Below are 25,600 nucleotides of genomic sequence, written 5' to 3' on the forward strand. Positions count from 1 at the left end.
TTTTCCTAACCTTGGAGTTCCACAACATCTTCGGTGTTTATGGACTTATAATTGCGATAAACAGCAATTATAATACTGAGAGCGATTGCCGCCTCAGCAGCAGCAATACCCATAATAAACAAGGTAAATATCTGACCGACTGTTGGGTCGGGTGCTAGAAAACGATTAAAGGCCATAAAGTTGATCGATGCGCCGGAAAGTATCAGCTCCGCGGCAATCAGCATTCCAATAAAGGTCTGACGACTCAACAAACCATAAAAACCCAAAGCAAAAAGAAACGCTCCGATCACCAGGTAAGTTTCCAGATTATTACTTATCGTGAGTATGTTCATGATCTCTCCCTGCCGGACCTAGCAAGGACCAGCGAACCGATAATTGCAACCAGAAGTACTATTGAAATTAACTCGAAAACCATGCTGTTGGTGGTGAGAAGCGACTTGCCGACTTCCATCATCGAGCCGTTGTTTTCTTTGGCGCCGCAGGCCAGCCAATCAGTTCTTCTCGCCAGAATGAGGACCCCCAAAAAAATTATGGATGCAACAGCAAAACTCAAAGCCCCGGTGAGAACATTACGCTTACCCACCTGTTTTTCAGGGTGGGAGTCGGCAAGCATTATTGCAAAAACGATAGTGACGCACACAGCCCCGACATAAATCAGCATCTCCATGAGCGCAACAAAGGGACTGTGGAGAAAATAATACAGCCCGGAAATTCCTATGAAACAAATTGCCAGGCCGCATACACTGCGAATAAGCCTTTCAGCATGTACGGCAATCAGTGCACCGACAAGGGTAATTCCGATAAATCCAATAAAAACAACACCGGAAAGTCCTTCAGCTGTGAATAACATCATGAATTCCTCTCTGTAAGTCTTTTCAAGAGATCAAAGACATAATCCTCTTTCCGAGGCCCGGCGAGATTATAATCCTTGGAAAAAGTAATGGCGCCCGGTTTACAGCTTTCAACGCACTGACCGCAGAGGCTGCATTTTGTAAAATCAAGAATATAATGGGTCAGAACCTTTTTCTTTGAACCTTCGGGTTTTTCTCCGGCCACGGTGATACAGCCTGAAGGACAGGCTTTCTGGCACATTCCGCAGACAATACATAAAGGCTCCCCGGTTTCTTCACTGCCAACAAGCTCAATATGGCCCCGGAACCTGGCAGACATTTTGATGGTCTCGTAAGGGTACTGCAGGGTGACCACCGGCTGGAAAAAAGCCTTGATCGTAATCCCGAGTCCTATCCCCAGGCTCTTTGTCCCGGTATAAATATCTTCAAAGTATCCACTCATGGTCAAAACACCTTTATCATGGCAGCGGTTAGAATCAAGTTAATCAGAGCAAAAGGAATTAGTATCTTCCAGGAAAGATTAAGAAGGTAATAAAATTGAATTCGGGGATAGGTCCAACGAATCCAGACAACCGTCCAGATGAGAAAATACATTTTCACCAGAAACCAGGATACCCCCCATAAAGTGCCGAGCAAACCCGCAGGACTCCAAGGAATGGGTGACTGCCAACCCCCAAGGAAAAGGATCGTTGTCAAGGCGCAGCCGATAACAATATTGGCATATTCACCCATGAAGAAAACTCCGAATCCCATGCCGGAATATTCGGTATAAGCACCAGCAATGAGCTCACTTTCCGCCTCGGCAAGATCAAATGGCGCCCGGTTAGTTTCGGCGAGAGAACAGATAAAGAATACGACAAAAGCAATGGGCATCAATGGATTAACCCAAATACGGCAGACATTCCAGTTAAAGAACCAGCCGGCCTGCTGCCTGATAATTTCATTGAGGTTCATGGTATTTGACACCATGACGATTGAAATGACGATCAGCAGCATGGGAATTTCATAGGCAACATTCTGGGAAACAGCACGGGCAGCGGAAATCACCGCATACTTATTGTTCGACCCCCAGCCGCCGATAAGAACTCCAAAGACATTCACTGATGCAAAGGCAAATATCATAAGAAGACCGATGTTGATATCCCGACCCACCAGATCTTCACTGAACGGGATAACCAGAAAACTCATGATCGCCGGGACCAGCAGCAATATTGGCGCAACCTTGAACAGTATCGGATCAACTCCGGCTGGAACCAGGAGTTGCTTGGTCATCAGCTTGACACCGTCGGCAAGGGGCTGGATAAGGCCAAAGGGTCCCACTTCTTTCGGTCCGATTCGGCGTTGAATATGCGCGGCGCCCTTTCTTTCCACCCAGACAAGGTAGGCGGCATTCAAAGCGGCAAAACCAATAATTCCCACCAGGAAAATAAGCAGCCGCACGACTTCAGGTAATTCATTCATTTGGAGCGCTCCTTACCTATCAATCTCTGGGATGACCAAGTCCAGGCTACCCATCAATGCCAGGGCATCCGCCAAAAGCAAGCCCTTGGTAGCTTCAGCATACAAACTCAAATTTGAAAATGTCGGAGACCGCAACTTGACGCGATATGGTGTATTGGTGCCATCACTGACAACCCGCATTCCAAAAGAACCGCGAGCCGCTTCAACAGCGGTATAATAGTCACCCTTGGGAGGTTTAATAACCTTAGGAACCTTCTCAGCCATGATCGGCCCTTCTGGCAGTTTATCCATAGCCTGCTCAATAATCCGCATGCTCTGTTCCATCTCATCCATTCGCACCATATAGCGTGCCATGGAGTCGCATTCATCATAGACTGGAATATCAAAATCAAGTTCGGGGTAGACCGAATAGGGCTCCTGCTTTCGTACGTCAAAATTAATGCCTGAACCGCGGGCCACAGGACCGGTGGCACCATAACGCCTGCACATTTCAGCAGAAATCGGTCCAATATCCTTCAACCGTTTGATCAGGATAATATTCTTGGTGACCAGGTTATGGTACATGGGCATCCGCGAACGAAGGCGTTTAATGAACTCTCTTACTCCAGGCACAAAAGCATCATCGATATCATTATATAAGCCGCCAAAACGAAAATAACAGAATGTGAGCCTGGCGCCGGTTACAGACTCCAGGAGATCGAGTATATGCTCACGATCATCAAAGGCATACAGCAGTGGGGTGAAACCTCCAAGGTCCAGGACAAATGCGCCGAACCAGAGAAGATGACTGGCAAGCCGGTTGAGCTCAACGGTAATCACCCGCAGATATTCGGCCCGCTCCGGAACTTTAATCCCTGCAGCTCTTTCTACGGCAAGAACATGGCAATGGTTATAGGACAATGCTCCCAGATAATCAAGGCGCCCCATATTCGGGAGGTATTGCGCCCAGGTACGATTTTCCCCCATTTTTTCATGCATTCTGTGAATATAGCCGAGCACCGGCTCGGCATTATCGACATATTCGCCGTCCATGGTGAGTTTTACACGGAGTACACCATGGGTTGCCGGATGCTGCGGCCCCAGATTGAGGACAAAGGACTCTTGCGTCTGACTTGCTGCAAAATCACTCATGCTTTGAAATCCTTCAGTAATGGGTGAAAATCGGCGTCTTCCGGCAAAAGAAGTGGTGAAAGATCTGGATGTCCTTCAAACACTATCCCAAAAAAGTCATGGGTCTCTCTTTCGTGCCACTCGGCTCCGGAAAAAACCTTGCAAATGGTCGGTATCTGCGGATTGTCGCGTGGAATCCGAACCCTTACCACAACCCGGCAAAGTTCAGAAAAATTATTAAAGTCATACACAACTTCCATCTGCTGATCATTAATCCAGTCAACCCCGGTAACCGCTTCGATAAAGAAATTTTCCCTGTTGAGGATCTGCGCGGCGGCAACTACCTTATCAGGGGTTATCTCTGCATCAAGATGAAACCCCTTGGCAGCATAATCGGTTACCATTACCGGCTGACGCGGCCCTTCTTCGGCCTTTTCTTTTTCAGCACCCTCTCCATCAGGAGTCTGCTCACCCTTCTGCGCTTCTTCCACAACTGCTGGTTGCGCTTCAACCGCCGCAGGGATTTCCTGAACACCCATCAAATCAGACAACGCTTTCTTTACCGTATGAAGGATCATCTCACCCGGCCTCCACCCTTGGCCATCTTCGCGTGCCTGTTATTTTTTCCTCAAGCTGCAGGATTCCTTCGATTAAAGCTTCGGGCCTCGGCGGGCAGCCTGGAATATAAATGTCAACGGGCAGAAACTTATCCGCGCCTTCAACTATGCCGTATTGCCCTTCAAACACAAAAGGCCCGCCGGAAATTGCGCAATTGCCCATGGCAATGACCCATTTCGGCTCAGGCATCTGGTCATAGAGCGTTTTCACCGCCGGCGCCATTTTCTTACTGATGGTCCCGGCAACAATCATTACATCACATTGGCGGGGAGAAGGCCTGAAGACCTCGGCTCCGAACCGTGCCAGATCAAAGCGCGATGCACCCGCCGCCATCATTTCGATAGCACAGCATGCAAGGCCGAAGGTCATGGGCCATAATGAGTTGGCCCTTCCAAGGCCAAGAATTTTGTCAAGCTGTGTAAGCTGGACAATGGATTGAACTATTGAGGGCTGTACGTTTTCCGTCCCCATTGAAACACTCCCTTTTTCCAGGCATAAAGAACAGCCAGAGATAATATTCCGACAAACATCAAGACTTCAACAAAGTCACGGATACCGGCTTCAGAATTATAAGCAACAGCAACTGGGAAGAGAAACAGAACATCAACATCAAAAGCGAGAAACATCAACGCATAAAGATAATAGACAATTCCAAATTTGACCCAGGCTTCGCCGATGGGTTCCATACCACATTCAATAATCTGACTGGTCTTGTTAGCTATATTACGGGTGCCGCGTGGGGCAAAGAGGATGGCAATGATGAACGGGCCGATAGCAAAAGCCAGACCGCCGAGACAAAAGGCGACCACATAAAGAAGATCCAAGTGATCAAAAAGAGCTTGTTGTTCCACTATTAAGTGCTCCTGGTTGAATTGAAGAGCGGACAAATTTCCTACCACAACAATAAATCACCGGTAACTTTATTATCCCAATAAATATTCCCTGTCAAGAAAAAATGAATGGCCATTCAGGAAATTGTTTTTCCGGCCTGCGGAGCTGTATTAACTTAGGAAAAATAAGTGATTACTCGATGAAATTTTTCATCTGTTTAAATCGATACAGCTCGCCACAAACATGAAAAGAACGATGAAACAATTGGTTACCATAGCAAAACAACACCCCGCTCATGGATCATTTTCCTGACAATTACAACTTATAGGTTGGTGCGAATCGTGACACTTCATGCAATATGAAAGATCCTGCCGGAAATAATTATTTCCCAGGCAATGTCATTCTTTGAGCATTGCCAGCAGTCTTTCATGGATATTATCGAAGCCGCCGTTGGACAGGATTGCCACTACATCCCCTGGCTCAACAACCTTGACAAGAAAATTCAAAATGGCTTCAGTATCGGCAAAATACTGGGCATTGGCCGAATGTCTATGTACCAGGTCGGCAACCAGCTGGTGTGAAGAAAACCGTGCGCTTTCCGGAATATTTTTCAAGGGCTCCGGCTCCTTGATCAGCACCATGTCTGCCTTCCCGAAGACATCAACATAGGCGTTTTGAAATATTTTCCTGCGGCTGGAATTTGTCCGGGGCTCAAAAACTGCAATGAGGCGATCCCCGTCGTATGCCCCTTTCAAGGCGGCAAGCGTTGCTTCAACTGCAGTGGGGTGATGGGCAAAATCGTCAATCACCGTTACTCCCTTTGCAATCCCCCGAACTTCCTGTCGCCGCTTGACGCCCTGAAATTCTTTAAGACCCTGAGCGATCTTCTCAGGACTGACACCGATATGGTCCAATACCGCAATAACCGCAAGGCTATTCAGCGCATTATGCATCCCGGGCATTGCGGTCATCACCTCCACGAACGGCTCGCCATTCTTCAGAACTTCAAATCGTGTCCCCGATCTTGAAACCACCAGATTCCTTAATGACCACTCCTGATCGGGACCTGTCCCATAGGATTTGACCGGGCATTTGGCATGGGCAACAATCTCGCGCACCACCGGATCATCCATGCAAGCAACAATACAGCCATGCGTTGGGACAATCTCCACCAATTTCCTGAAAGCCTTTTTTATGGAATCAAGATCATCAAAAATGTCGGCGTGATCAAATTCTATACTTGTAATTATTGCTATTTGCGGCTGATAATGAAGGAATTTCGGGCCTTTATCGAAAAAAGCGGTATCGTACTCATCCCCTTCAATGACGAAATAATCCCCGGAACCTATATTAAAATTCCGGCCAAATGCCTGCACCAGACCGCCGATCATAAAACCGGGATCCAGGCCTGCGGAATCAAGAGCCGTTGCAAGAATTGAAGATGTGGTGGTTTTCCCGTGGGTGCCCGAAACCACAATAGAAGATTTGCCTTTCAGGAAGTAATGGCCCATTGCCTGGGGAAAGGAAACATACGGAAGACCGCGATCATAAAGAGAAACCGCCTCTGGATTCCCGGCGGAAATCACATTGCCGACTACGACAAGGTCGGGCTCCGGGTCGAGATTCCCCGGTCCATAACCGCTGAGAAGAGCAACGCCGATACCCGCCAGAAAGTCACTCATCGGCGGATAGATATTTGCGTCTGAACCGGTAACCCGGTAACCGGAATCAATAAGCATTCCGGCAAGGGCGCCCATGCCGGTACCGCATGCACCCATGAGATGTATATGCTTGACGGGATCAGGGAAAAAATTCAGCGAAGGATCAAGCATCACCTGATCACTCAGGACCGGACGGTGTCGCGTACCGATTTATAGATGTCTTCGAAGGTTTCACTGAAATTTGAAGGCGACAATCGCCCCACTTCGATGAATTTCACCACAACCTCTTTTGCCACTTTGAGGATAGTGTCATCGGAGACCGGTTTGCTTGTTGCATCGTTTTGTTCTGCTGGTTTATTTGATGAGCTCATGATGTACTTGAATTAACTGGTCCCGGGATGCGCGCCAGGTTTCAAACCTGGAATCCCTTTCATTTATCCGTAAGCGATCACCGGATCGGTCATGTTCGCAGATAGGCGACGATTTCGAGCAGGTCAGTTGGTTCGGGTCGCCCTGTCGGGCGCTCAGATCGTGGGGGGCAAAGTCGAACCATGCGATCGTTTTCGAACGACAAGAAAGCCTCAGCGGCTTGAAGAAGGCCAATTCTTTTATGCCGCCAGAGGCTGACCTTTAGGAAAAACCTATCAAGCCCTCCCTAAAAAACAGATAATATATTGGTGGAGCTAAGCGGGATCGAACCGCTGACCTCTTGAATGCCATTCAAGCGCTCTCCCAGCTGAGCTATAGCCCCACATTCTTTGCAATTTTTCCACCTGAGAATCGCCTGCAAATGAGGGATTTTTGATTACCATGCAACCCAAACCAGTGTCAAGTGTTTTTCTCTTACGCAATGGCTTGCATTTCTCTTGCCAAGCAAAATAGAGTCTGTTAGAGTCATTTTTGCTTATACCTGATTCAGCAATATATGGAAAACATTGAAGTTTAATTGGCTTTATGCCGATATTTGCAAAAAAAATGTCTTGGGTATTACAATCGTTCGAAACTCATGAAATTAGCAATCAATGCCGGAATTGCTTCAAATTTACTACACTCAACCTAGAAACTGCTTAATTCTGAGGCACAAACCCAATGTTCCCTCCCTTCAATTCGCTTTTCGGATGGCTTTCCAACGACCTTGCCATTGACCTGGGCACCGCCAACACCTTGGTATTCGTCAAGGGTAAAGGCATTGTCCTGCGTGAGCCCTCTGTTGTCGCCGTACGCCAGGACCCCAGGGGCAACAAGGTTCTCGCCGTGGGGAAAGAAGCCAAAATGATGGTGGGTCGCACCCCCGGCAACATCGTGGCCATAAGACCGATTAAAGACGGGGTTATCGCCGATTTTGAAGTCACCGAGGCAATGCTTCGCTATTTTATCAACAAGGTCCACAACCGAAGAACCCTGGTACATCCGCGAATCATTATCAGTGTTCCCTCCGGCATTACCCAGGTTGAAAAAAGGGCGGTGCGCGAATCGGCGGAATCCGCCGGTGCAAGAGAGGTCTACCTCATCGAAGAGCCCATGGCCGCGGCAATCGGCGCCGGCCTGCCGATAACCGAACCCACCGCCAATATGATTGTCGATATCGGTGGCGGCACAACGGAAGTTGCGGTCATCTCGCTTGCCGGTATTGTGTACGCGAACTCTGTGCGCGTTGCCGGTGATAAAATGGATGAAGCGATACTGCATTACATTAAAAGAAAACATAACCTGGCAATTGGCGAACATTCCGCCGAAGTCATTAAAACAACCCTGGCCGATGTCATGCCGGAACAGCCTTACGCCACCATGGACATAAAAGGCCGTGACCTGGTTTCCGGCGTTCCCAAAACCCTGACCATCGACGCAAACGAGGTCAGAATTGCCATTTCAGAACAGGTTGATGCCATAATTGAAACAGTCAAGCTGGCTTTAGAGTCAACCCCTCCAGAGCTGTCGGCGGACATAGTTGACCGGGGAATTGTTTTAACCGGTGGCGGCGCACTGCTCAAGAACCTGGACAAACGGTTACGGGAAGAAACCGGCCTGCCGATCATCATTGCCGAAGACCCACTGTCTTCCGTAGTCCTCGGCTCCGGCAAGGCCCTTGAAAATATTGACGTCCTTAAAGACATCATGATCTCCTGATTGCCGAACGAACAATCCTGTTTCATTCACCGGACAATCCTTTTCGCTGGTGTTTCTCTCCTGTATGGAACGACTGAAAACCCATATCACCTGCAGTCCGGCCCTTTATCCCGCCGGGCATGAAGTGCGGCAGACAAAAAAACTACAATGTTTTTCCTGACACAACAGCACATAAGAGGCCACCACAGCTGCTTTCCTTCTGCATCTGCCTGTAATTTCAGCCGGTTGCAAATGCAATGAGAAAAAGAATACAACACAAACAACAGGTCAAAGCCTTACTGGTTTTCGGTATTGTTCTTACCCTAATCCTCATCCTGATTGTTACCACGGTGGGCCGTAAAAAATTCAATTCTCCGCATAAACTTGCTCTGGAAATCGTCGGTAGTGCCCAATATGCCGTTTCGCAGGTGACCTCTGGTTTTCGAAGCATATGGGAAGAGTACATCGCACTCTTGAACATCCGCGATGAAAAAAGACGCCTCGAAGAAAAAATCATTAAATTACAGGCAACCAATAATTCTTATCGCGAAGCAGTTGCAATAAATGCCAGGCTGACAAACCTGCTTGAAATAAAAGAAAAAGTTTCACCACCGACCATTACCGCTCAAATAATCGGCAAAGATCCTTCCCTCTGGTTCAAAACCATAATTATTGATCGCGGCAGCAGCGAAGGAGTACATACAGGCATGCCTGTCGTTACCGGCGAAGGAGTTATCGGGCAGGTATTGAACACCTCTCCACATTATTCCAAAATCCTTCTTGCAATCGATCCCAACAGCGCCATTGACGGACTCATCCAGGAAACAAGGGTCCAGGGCATGGTCAAGGGCAAAGACAACTCCTACGAGATGCAATATGTATTAAAGAATGCCGTTGTCAATGAAGGTGACCAGATTGTCACATCAGGTCTCGGCGGCGTCTTCCCCAAAGGACTTCCCGTCGGAACGGTGAGCAAAGCGGTCAAAAGCAGACGCGGCATGTTTCAGCAGATCGATATTATTCCGGCGGTGGATTTTTCAACCCTTGAATATGTTATAATTATACTGACGGAAAACCCCCTCACCGAGTAACCTTGTGTATGCGAATTACCGGTTTTTTAATAATAGGCGCCCTGCTGCTCGTTATACAGACAAGCATCCTGCCTCTTTTGCCTGAATGGATAGGGAGACCGGACCTGCTGTTCATCCTGGTTGTTTTTATCGGCACAAGTATGGAAACCTTTCGCGGCACGGTCCTGGTCCTGCTTTTCGGTTTATTGATGGATATTTTTTCCGGTTTATTTCTGGGACTGTACCCCCTTCTCTACCTCATTCTCTTTTTTGTAATCAAAGGGGTTTCAAGGCACATTCTTATTGAAGATTCATACTACCAGGCACCGCTTGTTGTTGTCAGCTATCTCTTTACAACAGTCGGCCTCTTCATTTTCTGCTCGATTATGGCGCCGGAAAACCAGTTCTACTGGTCCTGGCGGGACATATTGCTCCAGCTCCTTATAATCTCAATTATATCCGTTCCACTCCGTCACCTGTATGACCGGATCTTTCCGGTGCTTGAACATAAACAGACAACGGTTTGGTCATTGCGGGCTAAACAGCGCAATCGTTTTAAATCGTAGTTTTTAAATACTCCAGTAAAGCCTGATGCCACGAATACCCACACGGATAAGAAAATTAGACGAAGCAGAGCTCAAAGTCCTCAAAAGACGGGTAGATGTCGTAACCGCGATTATCATAGTTTTTATCGCGATCCTGATTTCACGCCTCTGGTTTCTGCAGATCCATCGAGGCCAGGATTACAGCAAACTCTCGGAAAACAACCGGGTTCGGGCAAGAGATATTGCTGCGCCGCGAGGAAACATCCTCGACCGCAAAGGTAACATCGTTGTTGCCAACCGGCCGCAGTTCAATGTTGTCTGGGTTCGGGAAGACACCCCGAATCCTGACAAAGTCATCAAAAGCCTTGCCAAAATACTCGACGAAGACATCTCCGCCCTCCTCAAAATTGTGAGAGAAAGCGCCGACAAACCGCGTTATGTCCCAATCCGCCTGAAAAAGGATATTGACTGGAAAACCCTGGTCTATATTGAAAACCACAAAATAGACCTCCCAGGCGTCCGTATCGAAGTTCTGCCGATCCGGGATTACCTTTTCGGCGACCTGGCTTCACACCTCATCGGCTATCTCGGTGAAGTAAATCCGGATGAGCTTAAATCCCTGCAATGGAAGGGATACCTGGGTGGAGACCAGATCGGCAAAATGGGTGTTGAAAAACTCTACGAAGATCATCTGCATGGCGAAAAAGGACGGAAATATGTTGAGGTGGACGCCCTGGGTTTTGAGCAGAAACAGCTCGAAGCCCAGGAACCACTGCCGGGCAATGATGTATATCTGACCATTGATCACAAACTCCAGCTCGCTGCTGAACAGGCAATGGAGGGCAAGGCCGGAGCCGTTATCGCCATGGAAGTAAACACCGGAAAAATCCTTGTTCTTGCCAGCTCTCCTCCGTTAAAGCTTGAGGAGTTTGTCGACGGCATTTCCACAACCGCCTGGAAATCCATGCTCGACAACCCCCTCCATCCCCTTCTCAACAAAAGCATTCAAGGCCAGTATCCGCCCGCCTCAACTTACAAAATCAATACTGCACTCGCCGCCCTTGAATCCGGGGCGATCACTCCAAAAACAATCTTTTACTGTTCCGGCGCCCTGAAATTCGGCAATAAAACCTATCGCTGCTGGAAAAAATCCGGGCATGGGGCGATAGACCTCCATCGGGCCCTGGCTGAATCATGCGACGTCTATTTCTACCATGCCAGCCAGGAAACCGGCATTGACAACATCGCCAAATATGCCCAGAGTTTTGGCCTCGGAACTAAAACCGGCATCAATCTCGAACACGAAAAACCAGGGTTAATCCCCACTTCGGCCTGGAAAAAAAGAAAATATGGCGAATCCTGGCAGGACGGCGAGACTCTTTCCGCATCAATTGGCCAGGGGTTTAATCTCGCCACGCCGTTACAGATATGTCAGATGATGGCTGCACTGGTTAACGGCGGTATTCTCTACCGACCCCAGCTTGTTCTTTCCGTCAAGGGACTTGAAGGGGAAAGCCTGCAGAGTTTCACCCCCCTGGTTGACGGAAAGATTTTGGGCAGCCCGCAAAACATCGCCTTAATCCGCGAGGGACTGGTCGCTGCAGTCAATCATCCTCGCGGCACCGGCGGCGCCGCCCGGCTTAAATCCATAAAAGTCGGCGGCAAAACCGGGACTGCACAGGTCGTAGGCCTGAGTCAGCATAAAGACCTGAAGGAAGATGAAATCCCCTATAAATATCGGGACCATGCGTGGTTTACAGCCTATGCGCCAGCCGACAAACCGGAAATTGCCGTTGCAGTAATCGTCGAACACGGCGGTCACGGAGGTTCAACCGCCGGCCCCATTGCTAAAAAGGTCCTGAAACAGTATTTTAATATCCTATCAGATGATGCGGACTTCTTCCCAGTAATCGAGACAGACTAAGAGCCGACATTAAAATATTCAAAGGTGATGGACTCTTAGATAAGCCAGAGAGAAACGAGACTTCGAAAAGTCGCTGTAGCAAAAGGTCCACCACAAAATCAACAGATTACAACGCAATAACTCGATGGAATCAGTCTTTTGACGATTTCATCAAACTTACGGATAACATTTAATGTTCAAATTTGACCGCCGTCTCCTGCAAAACTTTGACTGGATATTCCTGCTGGCAATCCTGATCATCGCCGTTATGGGAATAGCCAATCTATACAGCGCCACCGCGATGAATGAGTATTTCGGCACCCCGGTGTATATGAAACAGCTGTATTATTACTTGCTGGGATTCGGCCTTGCCATCTTGCTGATCAGCTTTGATTACCGGTTATTTATGAGCTGGAATTATATTCTTTATGCAGGTGCAATCCTTTTATTGGTTATCGCTCTGGTATTCGGCAGCACTGTCGCCGGAACCCAGCGCTGGATAAACCTGGGATTTTTTCGCCTGCAGCCATCGGAACCGGCAAAACTTGTGCTGGTCATCACCCTGGCAAGTTATTATTACCGGAAAGATACCGGCAAGGGTTTTGGGCTGAGAGAACTGGGAGTGCCGGCCCTACTCACGGCCCTGCCTTTCCTGCTGATCCTCAAACAGCCTGATCTCGGTACGGCGCTGATGTTCTGCTTCATCTTTATTTCCATGACCCTTTTTGTAAGACTCAAATGGACCACCCTCGCGACCCTTGTCGGGTCTTGCTGCGCCCTCATCCCCATCGGCTGGAATTACTTCCTCAAGCCCTATCAGAAACAAAGGGTCCTGACATTATTCAATCCGGAACTTGACCCCAGTGGCAGCGGCTACCATATCCTGCAGTCAAAAATTGCCGTGGGCAGCGGCAGCACGTTCGGCAAGGGCTTTCTGAAAGGCACTCAGGGGCATCTGGAATTTCTTCCCGAGCGGCACACGGATTTTGCCTTTTCGGTCTGGGCAGAAGAATGGGGTTTTCTCGGCTCTTTATTCTTCCTGATCTGTTTTTTCTTTCTTCTCCTTCTCGGACTGAATATAGCTCTTTCCTCCAGGGATAAATTCGGGGTGCTGCTTGCATTCGGCATCATCTCACTCATCTTCTGGCAGGCGTTTATCAACATTGCGATGATCCTGGGCCTGCTGCCGGTTGTCGGCATGCCACTGCCGTTATTTTCCTATGGCGGCTCCTCGCTGATCACCACTCTGGCGGGCCTGGCAATACTTATGAATATCCGAATGCGGCGTTTCATGGCGCCCACCCTTTAGTTCCTTCTTGCCTGAGTCTGTGTCTTAAGCGGCACAAACTGAAACAATATAATTTGCTTTTTCCCCTGGAGTGTTGTTTCTATTAAAGGTAACAACGGGCCTTACACCTTTTATACCCATATAACCCTTGATAATGTGCCTGATTTACAAGGCTTTCACCGCACCATTTTCAAGGAGAGTTTAATGCTTAAACATTTTCTCTCGAAACAGCTGAACCGCCTCACCGCCCATGAAGGCCTGGTATTAGTCTTTACCGCAGTCGCCGTTGGTGCCGCAACCGGCCTGGCCGCAGTATTCTTCATCCGCCTCATTGCCTCGATTCAAGTTTTCTCATACTCCTTTGCGGAAAATTTCTTCCCGTTTCTCGGCGCCTGGGCCTTTGTGCTGATTCCGTTTCTGGGGGCACTTCTGGTGGGGCCGATAATCGCCTACTGGGCTTCCGAAGCCAAGGGGCATGGCGTCCCGGAAGTCATGCAGGCGCTTATCCTGAGAGGCGGCCGCATCCGCCCCCGAGTAGTTCTTGCAAAGATAATAGCCTCAGCAATCTGCATCGGCACCGGCGGCTCGGCAGGCCGCGAAGGACCGATTATCCAGGTTGGCTCAGCCCTTGGCTCTTCAGCGGGACAGATCCTGGGGCTGTCAACGGAACGGATCAAGAACCTCGTGGCCTGCGGCGCGGCAGCAGGCATTGCCGCCACTTTTAACGCTCCCATCGCCGGAGTCGCCTTTGCCTCGGAAGTCCTGATGAGTGAATTCCAGGTAACCAGGTTCGGCAACGTGCTGATTGCCGCGGTTTCCGCAAGTATTGTCAGCCAGGTTTTTCTTGGCGCCCGCCCGGCTTTTCAAATCCCGAAATACATCATGCATTCCCCCTGGGAGATTCTTCTCTATATGATACTGGGTCTGCTGGCGGCGGTGGTCGGCATCATGTTTATCAAGATGCTTGATTCCACGGAAACCATTTTCAAGAAATGGAAATTCCCCGAAACCCTTAAACCGGCGGCAGGAGCTTTGCTTCTCGGCATCACCGGCTATACCTATATTCATTTTTCAGGATTCATGGGCTTTACCCCTGAAAAATTCCGCCTGGGCATGCCGCTCGTGGAAAATATTCCCCATGTCTATGGATCGGGATTTACTTTTATAGAAGAGGTGCTGCTCGGCAAGGAAACCTTTATCCTCCTTGTCGTTCTGGTTTTCATAAAACCCCTTGCCACTTCATTCACCCTGGGGTCAGGCAATTCCGGCGGGGTTTTTGCGCCGTCGCTGTTCACCGGTGCCATGCTCGGCGGAGCTTTCGGCTATGCAGCCAAAGCCCTGTTTCCGGAAATCGCCGGCGAGGTCGGGGCCTACGCCCTGGTTGGAATGGCTGCGGTCTTTGCCGCCGCGGCTCGAGCACCGTTCACCTCAATCCTCATAGTTTTTGAAATGAGCAATGACTATCATCTCATTCTGCCGCTGATGGCAGCAGGGATGGTGGCCTCCTCCTTTTCACAGTGGCTGCATCCGGATTCCATTTACACCCTGAAACTCACAAGAAAAGGAATCAAGCTGGATCAGGGCCGGGACCTGGATGTCATGCAGGGGGTGCTGGTGGAAGAAGTCATGAACCATTCGCCGATCACCATCCATAAAAACCAATCGGCAGCGGAACTTTTCGCCGCCTTTCAGGAAACCAATCTCAACGGTTTTCCGGTGATGGCCAGCGATGAAGATCTCTTCGGCATGGTCACCCTCAATGATATGGAGCGCCGACTTGACTCACAGCATGGCGCAATCAGTGATATCCGGGTTGAGGAAGTCGCAACGGCAAATCCCATTACGGTGTTCCCGGATGAACCGGTCTGGAACGCGATCAGGAAGATGGCCTCCCGGGATCTTGCACGACTTCCGGTTGTTTCCCGCGACGCCGAAACAAAACTCGTCGGACTCATAAGCCGCAGTGACATTATGCGAGCCTACGATGTTGCCCTTATGCGGAAACAACATACGCAGCAAGCCAGAGATCGCGCGGCGCTGAGAAATATCACCGATATGGAAGTAATTGAAGTCTGCATATTGAACACCAACCGAAATGTGGGAAAACCGGTTGCCGATCTTAAGCTTCCCCACGGGGTCAATATGGTCTCGCTGGAAAGGAAAGACGGGACTCTCTACATCCCCCACGGCGGCACGACAATACTGGAGGGCGATAAAATCACCCTGCTTGTGCGGCTGAAACGCATGGCAGAGGTAAAAAAAATACTGGACCTGCTCTGACCCCCTCCCGGCAACCCTCAAACACCGGGCTTTTCAAACCACTTCCGCATAAACGCCCTTTTAAACATGCAACGCTCCTCATCCCAGCAGGTGCCGATCACTTTTACGGGTTTGCCGTCCTTTTCAAGAATCACCCGCCAGGGCCTGCCGGAAATAACCGTATGGAAATACGTTGCAAAACTGTCGGCAAAATCCTCCCATGGATCCTGAGCCGATGCAAGGCTCGGGAAACTGCTGAACCTGCTCATTTTGGTGTAAATCGGAAAGACACTTGAATGGTCAAGGGCTGATTTTTCATTGGCGTATGCCTTGATATGTTGCCGCCCGGGAATCACTCCGTCAAAACGGCTCCTGACTTCACCTGTCGGGTCCTGAATCCAGGTCAGTTGCGCAAAGGGGTAGTTCATCGCAATCTGTTTTGTTTCGCTCCATTCTATCCAGGAGGAGTGCGCCTTGGTAACCATGCCGAAAAAATGTCCCATCTCATGAAGCAGTATATAGCGAACCGCATTTGCCACAGTATCCTTGGGCTCTTCTTCAATTGCCATTCGCAGAGATATGTTTTCTGTGTTTCCGGAATTAAAAAAACTGTTTTCCTTCCAGCTCGCCCATTCATTGGCTGTCCGCGATTTGAGTACAGAGGCATCAAGGACAATAATCCCGAGATTCTCCTCTCCCTTGGAATCATAGACTACCTCGGTATATCCGGTACCCCCCAGGCCGTTTACCGCAAAAACACCCACCAGTCGCTCCTGCAGGAGAGACTTAAGGGGTTGGGGCATATCTGCATCAAGGGCCTGCAGCGCTTCGTAAAATTCGGGCAATGGCTCTGCTTTTACCGGTTGCTCCACAAAACCCTGTTTGATATTTTCGGCTGAAATTTTCCGTAAAAGCTCATCAGGGGCGACGCTCACTCTCTGGGTCCAGCTCTTTTTGCGCCAATCCTCGCCCCAGTATTGAATAGACAGGGTGGGATTCTTTTCAAATTTTTCATTCAGGGCAGTCATCTTGGTGCTGCAGGAAACAGAGACGAGCAACAACCCGATCACCAGAACAAAAACCCTGAAACGATCGCCAATAACAATCATATATTCTCCTTAACTTGTGTTATCAAGTTGCACTCCCTTAAGTATAGAAAAAAATAGAAACTTTTTGCAATGTAGTTTTACCTGAGTTGAGCGATTTCCTAACTCGGTCAATTAAGGTCTTATTGTTTTGTTGCTATAAACTATTTTCAGATTGAACCATAAAATACCTGAGAATTGATAAGAGGCACATATTATTTTTATCAACCAGTTCTCATTTTTCCATTACCAACACCGCGGCGCCTTTAATTTCACCTTGTTTCAGCTTGCAAATCGCCGCATTGGCCTCCATTAATGGAAACGCCTCAACCCTGGTCCGGACCGGAACCTGCTGGGCAATTTCAAAAAAATCAATGCCATCCTGCCGGGTGAGGTTGGCAACTGACCGGATACTTCTTTCACCCCAGAGAAGATCGTAGGAAAAAGCCGGGATCTGACTCATATGAATGCCGGCACAGACCACAACCCCGCCTTTGCCGACAGCTTTAAGGGCAACCGGAACAAGCTCCCCTGCAGGTGCAAAGATGATTGCCGCATCCATTGGTTCCGGGGGTGATTCATCAGACCCGCCAGCCCATTTTGCCCCCAGTGAACGGGCGAAATTCTGCCCTTTGCTGTCACCCTTCCTGGTAAAAACAAACACTTCCCTTCCCTGCCACCGGGCAATCTGAATGATAATATGCGCTGCAGCGCCAAAGCCGTAGAGGCTGATCTTTTTCGCGTCACCAACCATCGTAAGAGATCTGAAACCGATGAGGCCGGCGCAAAGGAGGGGAGCGGCTTCGACATCGGAATACAGGTCAGGAATCGGCAAACAAAACCTCGGGTCTGCAATGGCATATTCCGCAAAGCCGCCATTGATCTGATACCCGGTGAACCTGGGGAAATCACAAAGGTTTTCATGCCCGGCAATACAGTAGCCGCATGCACCGCAGGTCCCGCCGAGCCACGGCACCCCAAGCCTTTGGCCGCGGGTGAATCCCGTTACTCCTTTGCCGAGTTCTTCCAAAATGCCGACGATCTCATGGCCGAGAATAAGCTGTTGTTTGGGGTCGCGAAGGTCGCCGTCGATTATGTGCAGGTCGGTCCGGCATATGCCGCAGGCCTGTACCCGCAATAAAACCTTTCCTGGCTCAAGATCCGGGATCGGCAAATCACAATATTCAAGGGCCTCACCCGGCTTGTTCAAAACCATGGCCTTCATATTCCTGCTCTACCCTCCAGACTACTCTTCCATTCCCAGGTTTTTCCGTACCTGGTGTCTGCCCAAAAATACCGCCTGCCCTCTCAGCTTTGCCCACAATGTGCCCAGGGTCTCATAGAAGGCCCTTTCTGATTTTCGGAGATTTTCCGCACTGGGAAACCAGTGTAACACATTGAAATTCCTATTTTTTTGCACCAGATGGCCGGTGGGGGCAGGGATCGGCCGCATATCATTCCTGTGAAACATGGCAAGAGCCCGGGGCATATGCGATGCAGAAGTGACCAGCACCGTGATGCTGTCTCCGACTATCGCTTTTATCAACCGCGCCTGGTCATTGGTATCCCGTGACTGCTCTTCAAGCACGATATGCCTCTCGTCCACACCCAGACCCAGGGCAACATCCTTCATCGAACTCGCTTCAGAGTTTTTATCAAACACCTTGCCCCCGGAAAGCAACAGCCTGCTGCCAGGATAATATCTCATAAGCCGTATCCCCTCCACCAGACGGACAAGGGATGAGTGGCTCAGATAACTGGTCACCGGCAGATCAGGATCGGTGGCATGCCCTCCGCTCAACACAATCACGAATCGTACCGGATATTTGCCGGGACGGTGTTCTCCGCCGGACAATTGCGCGGCATCCGGCGGAACCTTTTTTTCAAAGGGGGAAAGGATCATGCTTGAAAACCCGCTGTTGCTGAGGAGCACAAATAAAATAAATCCAGCGGTCGCAAGAATCTTGCCCGTTTTCTGCTTTTCAGAAAACCACAGGAGAATAAGGCCGGCTGCAAGCAGCCAGGCAATCATCGGCAAGGGAAAAAATAACTGCGCTATAAATTTTTTAAGCATGAACATGACAAGAGCCTTCTATTCCTTAAGAGATAAACAACGGCACGGAAAAAATAATTACCAGTAAAAATACCGTGTCCGGTAAATTTAGCCAATCCGAAATTTCCTGACGAAATCCTGGCCAACCATCTGTTTTATAATTATCTTACATGCAGACAGGTAAGGATTTTACAAATAACCAAAAAATAATATCAGCACCTGGAGGCCTTAAATGACACAACAACTCGAAATAAAAAAAGAAATTCCCGGCCTATACAGGATAATCCCCCTGGTCCCCTTCCGGCGGACACCGAACGTTTATTTTGATATTGTCCCAATGCAGGCGATCCCCGGCATCAATGCCATCGACCGGGTTATCCACGAGAAAGGCGCTGTGTCCCCCGGACCGGTGGGCGATATCCCAAGGCCCTGGTACATGCATCCGCACCAGGACGACAACCTCATGGTGCTGCATGGCATCCGCCACGTTGATATCTACACAAAAAAACATGGGAAAATAGAAAGCTTTGTGGTTTCTGCCAATCGCATTGAAAAAGACGACAGAATTCTTTTTGACGGACCGGCGATGCTTGTCTGGCCCCGTGGGGTCTTCCACCGGATCAGGAGCGCCGAAGGCGGGTCGGCTTCGCTGAACTTTGCGGTCCATTATGAAGGTTTCGACATCAAAACAAATTTTAATATCTATAATCTGGACACGGAAACCGGCAAATTCAAGACCCTTCGTGAAGGATATAGAGATCAACTGAATTATATTTCAAAAAAAAGCACTGAGGAATAACAATCATGGGAAATCATGTCTGCCCGTGGTGGCTTGCCTACACCTTTGATAATCCCCTGCGGAGCCTTTTTCATAAACCCGAAGATATGTTTTCCCTTTATGTAAAGGCAGGAATGACTGTTGCCGATCTCGGCTGCGGCATGGGCTTTTTTTCCCTGGGTCTTGCAAGAATGGTCAAGGATAACGGTCGAGTCCTGGCAATTGACCTGCAGCCCAAAATGCTTGAAAAAACTGAAAAACGCGCGCGAAAGTCAGGATTGTCGCAGATCATTTCCACCAGGCTTTGCAGGAAAGATGACATTGGCGTGCGCCAACCCTTGGATTTCGCCCTGGCCTTCTGGGTGGTCCACGAAACTCCGGATATCGGCAACTTTCTCAGCCAGGTATATTCGGCACTTAAACCCGGTGGAATACTGTTCATTGCCGAACCCAAATTTCATGTATCCAGGGGACAATTCAAAGAGGAACAAAATACTGCCGAAGCAATGGGCTTTGTCGTCAAAGACCTGCCGCGCATTGCCTTCAGTAATGCACTGGTGTTTGAAAAAACCTGATGAATTACGCTTCGTAGAATATCACTAAGAAAAAATCCAGCGTTCCGCGGCCCCCATGTCCCTGAAAGTGCGATACTCCGCCGGAATCTCCGAGGCATTCAAATAGGATTCGGTCACCCGGGCCATGCCGAATATAAGGTCGGATTCAGCAATGATCGCGGTCCTGCCGGCAACTTTCGGTCGGTTTTCGGTGGTCCACGCAACCATCTCTTTGACCTGGTGATTTTCTATGGATCCGGTGAGTTGCCGGGCGTCGTACAGGAATCGTAAAGTCGATCCAGGAGTAGCGCCGTGGTAAATTGGCATGAGGATCTTTTTGATCCCCTCGAAATCGAATTTTTCTTTAAGAATAATAGTATGCAGATCCCTGCTTGAATCGTATTCGAGCTCCACTGCCATTTCTTCTCCTCCCAAAAAAGAAATTAATTTGCATCCCAAAAAACAATATACCGCTCGTTAAAAAGTCTCAAGCAGAAAGAGTCTTTGTTAATGATAAAATAATTTGTTAGAGATAGTTACTGAACCAGCAATCCTGAAAAGGACAAGAAATGCACAATCAATAAGCAAGGTCCTGGCTCAATTCGCGCCGTGATTTGATCCACACCAGGGGCAGCGTATCACCGGTCATCTCAATCTTTTTAACCACTTTCATTCCGGGAATGATACTTCCGAAGCGGTTCCGGAACCTGACATCCAGCGTGTATTTCCCAGGCGTCAGCTTCAATGGCAGAATGTGAGTGCTGTCAGGCAGATTGTCCCAATAGCGGGTATCGGCGCGCACCCGCGAACGGGCGGCCAGGGCCATCTGGGTCACACTTACCAGACCAAGTGCGGCGCCGGCAGCCATTACCACCGGCACGGCAGTCATGGCGCTTGCAGCCATCATGACTTTCTCACTGGCAGAACTCAAGGTACTGCCGATCTTGACATTCTGGCTGCGGAAAACCGCCTTTCCCTTAAGGATATTATCCACCGGCCGGCCGCCACGGGTGGTTGCCTGAAGATAGATATCTTCCATGGGGTAGGCCTCCACATACGGCCCGCCGTTTACCGAGACCTCTGCACGGTACTCCTCAAAATCCCTGCCGCGCCGGAACTTGAGTTGCGAGTGCCCTGCCCCGTCTGCAACCTTTCTGGGGGACTTGCCGGTTTCAATAATTACCAGGGTATTCTTGTCAAAGGGCTCCTCAAAATCAGGACGCCATTTCTTCACTTCATCATAAGCATCCCGGCTAATACCCATATCGTTGTTCAACTGTGATGCCCAGCCTTCCATGAAAATGAGGCTTGCGAAATCGCAGCGGTTCTGATCTTCCTCGGCAAAGGCATCCTGCTGAATCCCGGATTTGAAAGATGCCCGGGCATTTTCAAAATCCCCGCGCTCAAGATCATTCAAACCCAGATAATAAAAGGCCATGGCCCTTTCGTAAGGTTCTCCCTTGAAATCCTTCTGACCTTCTTCATACCAGAGGCTTCTGGCCTTGGCCGCATCCTCGTTATCCGCATAGACGGTGCTGATACTCAGGGTTGCTGCCTCAAAGGCCTTCTGGGCTTCGTCCAGATAGCCCAGCTGCCTGGCATCAAGCCCGAGTTTCATATTATTGAGCACTGCATTTCTCTGGCCTTCCTCCAGGAGTCTCCTGTAGGCCGACTGAAGTTCGGCAGGTCTGTCCTGCATCACCGCCTGCATTTCTCCGGTGGAAACATCTCTTTTGGCAAATTCCTGCCTTGTGGCACAACCGGTGAAAACCAGCAGACAACCCGCCACAAGAACGAGGAGACGCGAAATACGGAACAAGAAGGATACCTTGTCAAATAAAGCCATATGATTACCTAAACACTATTCCTTTTTCCGTGGATCATTTGGATATAGTGTCTGTCCAGAAATGAGGATTTTTCATTGAGATCAAGGATTGCGAAAAAAATAAGCGCAGGCATATGTTTAATATTCTGAGCATTATTTTTTCCACATGACGCAGAGATCGGTGAAAAAAACCTTTTCTGACAGACACACGTTAATCATTTGAAAGCAAGCTCGTAGCATCCCTGAATTGACTTTTCTGACTTACAGAAAGACCAGCGGCAGTATTGTCATAACTTCCCTGAAACTCTGGATAAATCGCAATCGCGGCGTTCAAGGCCTCCTGATAATGCTCCCCCCCTGAATGTTGCAGATACATATATCTTGCCATCTGATCCAGACTGTTAAAAGAAAGATCAGATGTCTTCCTGATGTTTTCCATACCGCCGGCAGCCTCAAGACCAAGATTCTTGCCAACCTCCTTGCCGACCTTGTTGCCCACCGCGCCGCCAACTATACCGCCCAGTAAACCGCCAAAGGGCACATTATCAAATGCCCGGTCGGCGATTTCCTTGCCGGCATAGGCCCCGGCTGCGGTACCCACTACACTGCCGGCGGTCTCGCCGATCTTGGCGCTGATGATCATATCAGTCCAATCGGCCAGAGTGCCGTCCTGTGTAAAGGGGCACATATAGCTGCCGGAATTATCGTGAATGATCCCGGGAACCAGGGTTGCAACCGTCTGCTTGGCATTCTCGTATTTCCTGGTGGCGACATCTGCGGCAAGATCCTTGCAACCACTTTTCAGCGTGGCGGCAATGTCTGCTTCTGACTGACTTCCCTCCTGATAATTATTTCCAAGTCTTTCAAAAAGTTTTGAACCGGAAACATCAAGCTTCGCAATGTATTCGCCGCCGCCGGTCCATGCCTTGACAGCAAGAGTGACGCCGCGCGCCCCCTTATCTATGCCACCCAGGGCCTGAACAAGGTCCACCGCTGCAAGGCCGCATTCATTGGTTTCAAGCATCTTGCTGAAACCGGTCCCTTCTATCTCAAATTTCACCGCAACATTGGCAATGGGCTCATTGATCGCCGGGGTTGCCGGACCATAATTTTCCCAATCCGCCCATTCGGTTCGGGTATTTCTGCATCCGGGTGATGGCCCGCCGCCGAGCAATACCTCAAGAATCGCAAAGGGCAGTTCGACGATTCCAAAAATCGCCTCGATGGGATTGGGGTTCTGCGGCCCGTGCACAACGGTCCAGCACTGCTTGAACTGCTTAAGCCGCCTTTTCTGGGGCTGGTCAAGGGTTCGGTCGTCAAGGGAAACGGCAACCAGATCGCCACCATCGTAATTAATGGTAAGGTCGCGGTCCGAAGATGTTACCGTCCGCTCCTCGTCTTGAACATAGCCGGACATCTGCTCCGGCTGATAAATGGTTCTGGCGCAAGCGGTGGCAAGAAACATCAGTCCGCAACATAATAAAACTATTCCCCGCATGAACTTTCTCCTTCTTTGAGATTGTAGCCAAGTTAGCGTTTTGATTATCTGACTAGTGTGAAACGGCCGGCGGTCTCCTCCGGCGTCGGTGAAAGACGTGGTGTCTGGGATTTGTTCTGGCGTCTTGCCTCATCTTCAACCAGGGGTTTGAGGTACTCATATACTTCGGGAATTGTCTTTTTCCCATCTTTCAAAGCCTTAAGGAAATGATAGGTGAAAAGTCCGTGCTGCTTTTCAGGATACGATGTGGCAATCTCCTTGTCCTGAGCCGCAGCCAGAATCACCATATTGGCCGAGACCTTGGGCTCCTTTTTTCTGATGGTTATTGCCCGCACTCCTTTGGCAAGAACCGAACGGCCGCCGATCCCTGAAAAACATGCATCAATCACCACAATGACCTCGGATGCCGGAAGCCTCCCAAGGTTGTCGTATAGTTTTGTGAGTGAATAGCTGGTATCCGCCAGATAATTGGGATCGCCGTCGTATGGCACCAGATAGGCGTTGCCGGTTGTCGGTTCAGGCGACCCGTGCCCCGAGTAAAAGAAGAATACCCGGCTTGTTGGTTTTACGTTGTTGGCAAGCCATTTTTCAATGGAGACGCGGATTGCCGAATCAGTGGCCTTTTCATTTGCCAGATAGCGGATATTTCTTTCGGCAAACCCCATTTTGGCCAGATACTGCCGGACAAGATCCGCATCGTTGGCGGAAAATTCCACCGGCGGCAGGGTCTGGTAAAATTCAATGCCGATGACCACCGCCAGGTCGTCGTCATCGAAGGCCTTGGCAAAATCCGGGATGGTGTCGGTATCATTGACCACCGTCTTTTTGGATTGCGTGTAGGAAGGTTGCCCGGAGTCGGCAACCGTCTCCGCCTCATAGAGCTCAAGGAGATTCTGCTCAAGGGCGCTCACCGGTTTGGGGGGCGGCACCGGGTCATGACTTGTATCCCGGACTTCTTTCTTGCAACCAGATAAAACAACCAAAGCCAGGATAAGAAAAATATGTGCTGATAGTTTCATAAAAGATAGTCCACTTTGATTTTTTAGTGTCTGTTCAGAAATGAGGATTTTTATTCGAGATCAAGGAATTCGAAAAAAATAAGCACAGACATATAAATGATATTTCGAGCATTATTTTTTTCGCATGACACAGAGATCGGATACAAAAGACCATTTCTGGACTGACACTAGCGGTATACAACATCATCCTGCCCAGTCTTCTTGAATTCAAACTGGTCACCCCAGATAACCGCACTGGTTTCCAGATCAATCATTTCAAAGGTAATCTGATGGAAACGGCTGGTCTGCCCGGTTTTATGCCGGAGCGCGTCTTTTGAGGAAATACGCCCCACAAGCCTGAAATCAGCGCCGGCCTGGGCTTTGGCCATCCCCATGGATCCCTTGGTGAGATTGCCTTCCCTTTTATCTGTTCTTTCCTTGTCAACTACATCGCTGTATTCGCGGGAGAGAAAAAGAATCCTGCCATTGGCCGCCCTGTTAAGCTCGATACGCAGCCGGTCGGTTATCATATTCTTGTTGATTCTCGTGGAACTTTCGTTCTTGAAATGTTCGGCGTCAATAATGATCCTGGGTGCAGGTTTTCTGCCCATGAGCAAGGGATTCTGCAGCATACTGCTGACCATTGTTCCGGTCATCGCCACAATGTCATTACTGTCAATGCCGATACCGCTCACTTCACCTCTGGCGGAAGGATCTTCATAGACCACGGCATGGCCGCCGGCATTATCTCCCTGCGTTGCCGCGCAACTGCACAATAATAAAACAAATAACCCTGCAACAATATGTTGTATTATGTTCATAAAGCACCTCACGAGGAAGAAAACTGGCAAACCATCCCCTGTCATTAATATTGAGTAACCATCGAGAAACGCTGGAAAAAACATATTAGCAGAATATAATATGAGGGTCAAGCAGGCAGGCCTCGAAAAATAATTCCATATGGTATAATTCACCATTTTTTAACCGAATTACAATCAAAATTCCGCACTCTTTGTCTCACAAAAATATAAAGGAACCAAAGTCATGCCTGGATTCCTTTTATGTTCGGTATTATTCTATTCAAAACCAATCAGTCTGAAGAGTGC

Annotated in this window: 26 protein-coding genes and 1 tRNA gene; 8 read left to right on the forward strand and 19 right to left on the reverse strand. The window is 49.2% G+C overall.

What is annotated here, in order from left to right; all coding sequences use genetic code 11:
- Positions 1-5 precede the first annotated feature (5 nt).
- From nuoK to KKE17_14620, 11 genes are all read right to left on the reverse strand, one after another.
- Positions 6-332, reverse strand: a complete 327-nt coding sequence (nuoK, locus tag KKE17_14570; protein MBU1711223.1) for an NADH-quinone oxidoreductase subunit NuoK — start codon at positions 330-332, stop codon at positions 6-8.
- Entirely contained in the window at positions 329-853 is a 525-nt protein-coding gene (locus KKE17_14575; protein MBU1711224.1) for an NADH-quinone oxidoreductase subunit J, read from the reverse strand. Before KKE17_14575 ends, nuoK begins: the two co-directional genes overlap by 4 nt.
- Positions 850-1,293 carry an NADH-quinone oxidoreductase subunit I gene (locus tag KKE17_14580; protein ID MBU1711225.1) on the reverse strand — a complete coding sequence of 148 codons (444 nt, stop codon included), beginning with the start codon at positions 1,291-1,293 and terminating at the stop codon, positions 850-852. Before KKE17_14580 ends, KKE17_14575 begins: the two co-directional genes overlap by 4 nt.
- A gap of 2 nt (positions 1,294-1,295) precedes the next feature.
- Positions 1,296-2,312, reverse strand: coding sequence for an NADH-quinone oxidoreductase subunit NuoH (nuoH, locus tag KKE17_14585; GenBank protein ID MBU1711226.1), 1,017 nt, complete (start codon positions 2,310-2,312; stop codon positions 1,296-1,298).
- 12 nt (positions 2,313-2,324) lie between these two features.
- The gene (locus tag KKE17_14590) at positions 2,325-3,443 is read right to left on the reverse strand and encodes an NADH-quinone oxidoreductase subunit D (GenBank protein MBU1711227.1); all 1,119 of its coding nucleotides are present in this window, start codon (positions 3,441-3,443) and stop codon (positions 2,325-2,327) included.
- Positions 3,440-3,961: an NADH-quinone oxidoreductase subunit C gene (locus tag KKE17_14595; GenBank protein MBU1711228.1), complete on the reverse strand. Its 522-nt coding sequence runs from the start codon at positions 3,959-3,961 to the stop codon at positions 3,440-3,442. The genes KKE17_14590 and KKE17_14595 overlap by 4 nt, the downstream gene beginning before the upstream one ends.
- 40 nt (positions 3,962-4,001) lie before the next feature.
- Positions 4,002-4,511: an NADH-quinone oxidoreductase subunit NuoB gene (gene nuoB, locus KKE17_14600; protein ID MBU1711229.1), complete on the reverse strand. Its 510-nt coding sequence runs from the start codon at positions 4,509-4,511 to the stop codon at positions 4,002-4,004.
- Positions 4,481-4,891, reverse strand: coding sequence for an NADH-quinone oxidoreductase subunit A (locus KKE17_14605; protein MBU1711230.1), 411 nt, complete (start codon positions 4,889-4,891; stop codon positions 4,481-4,483). Before KKE17_14605 ends, nuoB begins: the two co-directional genes overlap by 31 nt.
- 378 nt (positions 4,892-5,269) lie before the next feature.
- Positions 5,270-6,703, reverse strand: a complete 1,434-nt coding sequence (gene mpl / locus KKE17_14610; GenBank protein ID MBU1711231.1) for a UDP-N-acetylmuramate:L-alanyl-gamma-D-glutamyl-meso-diaminopimelate ligase — start codon at positions 6,701-6,703, stop codon at positions 5,270-5,272.
- 11 nt (positions 6,704-6,714) lie between these two features.
- Positions 6,715-6,903: a hypothetical protein gene (locus KKE17_14615; GenBank protein ID MBU1711232.1), complete on the reverse strand. Its 189-nt coding sequence runs from the start codon at positions 6,901-6,903 to the stop codon at positions 6,715-6,717.
- A gap of 304 nt (positions 6,904-7,207) precedes the next feature.
- Positions 7,208-7,283: transfer RNA gene (locus KKE17_14620), tRNA-Ala, on the reverse strand.
- Positions 7,284-7,621: 338 nt separating this feature from the next.
- Here KKE17_14620 and KKE17_14625 point away from each other — a divergent pair.
- The 6 genes from KKE17_14625 to KKE17_14650 all read left to right on the forward strand — a co-directional run bounded on the left by KKE17_14625 (position 7,622) and on the right by KKE17_14650 (position 15,724).
- On the forward strand, positions 7,622-8,659 hold the full coding sequence (locus KKE17_14625) for a rod shape-determining protein (protein MBU1711233.1): 1,038 nt from the start codon (positions 7,622-7,624) through the stop codon (positions 8,657-8,659).
- A 236-nt stretch (positions 8,660-8,895) separates the two neighbouring features.
- The gene (gene mreC, locus KKE17_14630; GenBank protein MBU1711234.1) at positions 8,896-9,729 is read left to right on the forward strand and encodes a rod shape-determining protein MreC; all 834 of its coding nucleotides are present in this window, start codon (positions 8,896-8,898) and stop codon (positions 9,727-9,729) included.
- A gap of 8 nt (positions 9,730-9,737) precedes the next feature.
- Entirely contained in the window at positions 9,738-10,274 is a 537-nt protein-coding gene (gene mreD, locus KKE17_14635) for a rod shape-determining protein MreD (GenBank protein MBU1711235.1), read from the forward strand.
- A gap of 25 nt (positions 10,275-10,299) precedes the next feature.
- Positions 10,300-12,177, forward strand: coding sequence for a penicillin-binding protein 2 (gene mrdA, locus KKE17_14640; GenBank protein ID MBU1711236.1), 1,878 nt, complete (start codon positions 10,300-10,302; stop codon positions 12,175-12,177).
- 172 nt (positions 12,178-12,349) lie between these two features.
- A complete protein-coding gene (gene rodA / locus KKE17_14645) occupies positions 12,350-13,465 on the forward strand; it encodes a rod shape-determining protein RodA (GenBank protein MBU1711237.1) in 1,116 nt (371 codons plus the stop codon).
- 183 nt (positions 13,466-13,648) lie between these two features.
- Positions 13,649-15,724, forward strand: coding sequence for a chloride channel protein (locus tag KKE17_14650; protein MBU1711238.1), 2,076 nt, complete (start codon positions 13,649-13,651; stop codon positions 15,722-15,724).
- A 17-nt stretch (positions 15,725-15,741) separates the two neighbouring features.
- Here the strand turns inward: KKE17_14650 and KKE17_14655 are convergent, their stop codons facing one another.
- From KKE17_14655 to KKE17_14665, 3 genes are all read right to left on the reverse strand, one after another.
- The gene (locus KKE17_14655) at positions 15,742-16,812 is read right to left on the reverse strand and encodes a hypothetical protein (GenBank protein MBU1711239.1); all 1,071 of its coding nucleotides are present in this window, start codon (positions 16,810-16,812) and stop codon (positions 15,742-15,744) included.
- Positions 16,813-17,023: 211 nt separating this feature from the next.
- Positions 17,024-18,013, reverse strand: a complete 990-nt coding sequence (locus KKE17_14660; protein MBU1711240.1) for a zinc-dependent alcohol dehydrogenase family protein — start codon at positions 18,011-18,013, stop codon at positions 17,024-17,026.
- A gap of 21 nt (positions 18,014-18,034) precedes the next feature.
- A complete protein-coding gene (locus KKE17_14665) occupies positions 18,035-18,862 on the reverse strand; it encodes a YdcF family protein (GenBank protein ID MBU1711241.1) in 828 nt (275 codons plus the stop codon).
- 211 nt (positions 18,863-19,073) lie between these two features.
- On the opposite strand from KKE17_14665, the gene KKE17_14670 reads away from it, so the two are divergent.
- Both KKE17_14670 and KKE17_14675 read left to right on the forward strand, forming a co-directional pair.
- Positions 19,074-19,640: a hypothetical protein gene (locus KKE17_14670; protein MBU1711242.1), complete on the forward strand. Its 567-nt coding sequence runs from the start codon at positions 19,074-19,076 to the stop codon at positions 19,638-19,640.
- A gap of 5 nt (positions 19,641-19,645) precedes the next feature.
- Positions 19,646-20,194, forward strand: coding sequence for a class I SAM-dependent methyltransferase (locus tag KKE17_14675; GenBank protein ID MBU1711243.1), 549 nt, complete (start codon positions 19,646-19,648; stop codon positions 20,192-20,194).
- A gap of 24 nt (positions 20,195-20,218) precedes the next feature.
- Here KKE17_14675 and KKE17_14680 read toward each other — a convergent pair whose 3' ends face one another.
- The 5 genes from KKE17_14680 to KKE17_14700 all read right to left on the reverse strand — a co-directional run bounded on the left by KKE17_14680 (position 20,219) and on the right by KKE17_14700 (position 25,315).
- Entirely contained in the window at positions 20,219-20,593 is a 375-nt protein-coding gene (locus KKE17_14680) for a hypothetical protein (GenBank protein MBU1711244.1), read from the reverse strand.
- Between the two features lie 157 nt (positions 20,594-20,750).
- Positions 20,751-22,019, reverse strand: coding sequence for a hypothetical protein (locus KKE17_14685; GenBank protein MBU1711245.1), 1,269 nt, complete (start codon positions 22,017-22,019; stop codon positions 20,751-20,753).
- Positions 22,020-22,209: 190 nt separating this feature from the next.
- A complete protein-coding gene (locus KKE17_14690; protein ID MBU1711246.1) occupies positions 22,210-23,496 on the reverse strand; it encodes a hypothetical protein in 1,287 nt (428 codons plus the stop codon).
- Between the two features lie 44 nt (positions 23,497-23,540).
- A complete protein-coding gene (locus KKE17_14695; protein ID MBU1711247.1) occupies positions 23,541-24,515 on the reverse strand; it encodes a caspase family protein in 975 nt (324 codons plus the stop codon).
- 167 nt (positions 24,516-24,682) lie between these two features.
- Entirely contained in the window at positions 24,683-25,315 is a 633-nt protein-coding gene (locus KKE17_14700; GenBank protein MBU1711248.1) for a penicillin-binding protein activator LpoB, read from the reverse strand.
- Positions 25,316-25,600 lie beyond the last annotated feature (285 nt).

This window comes from Pseudomonadota bacterium, assembly GCA_018823135.1.
Taxonomy (GTDB): Bacteria; Desulfobacterota; Desulfobulbia; order Desulfobulbales; family CALZHT01; genus JAHJJF01.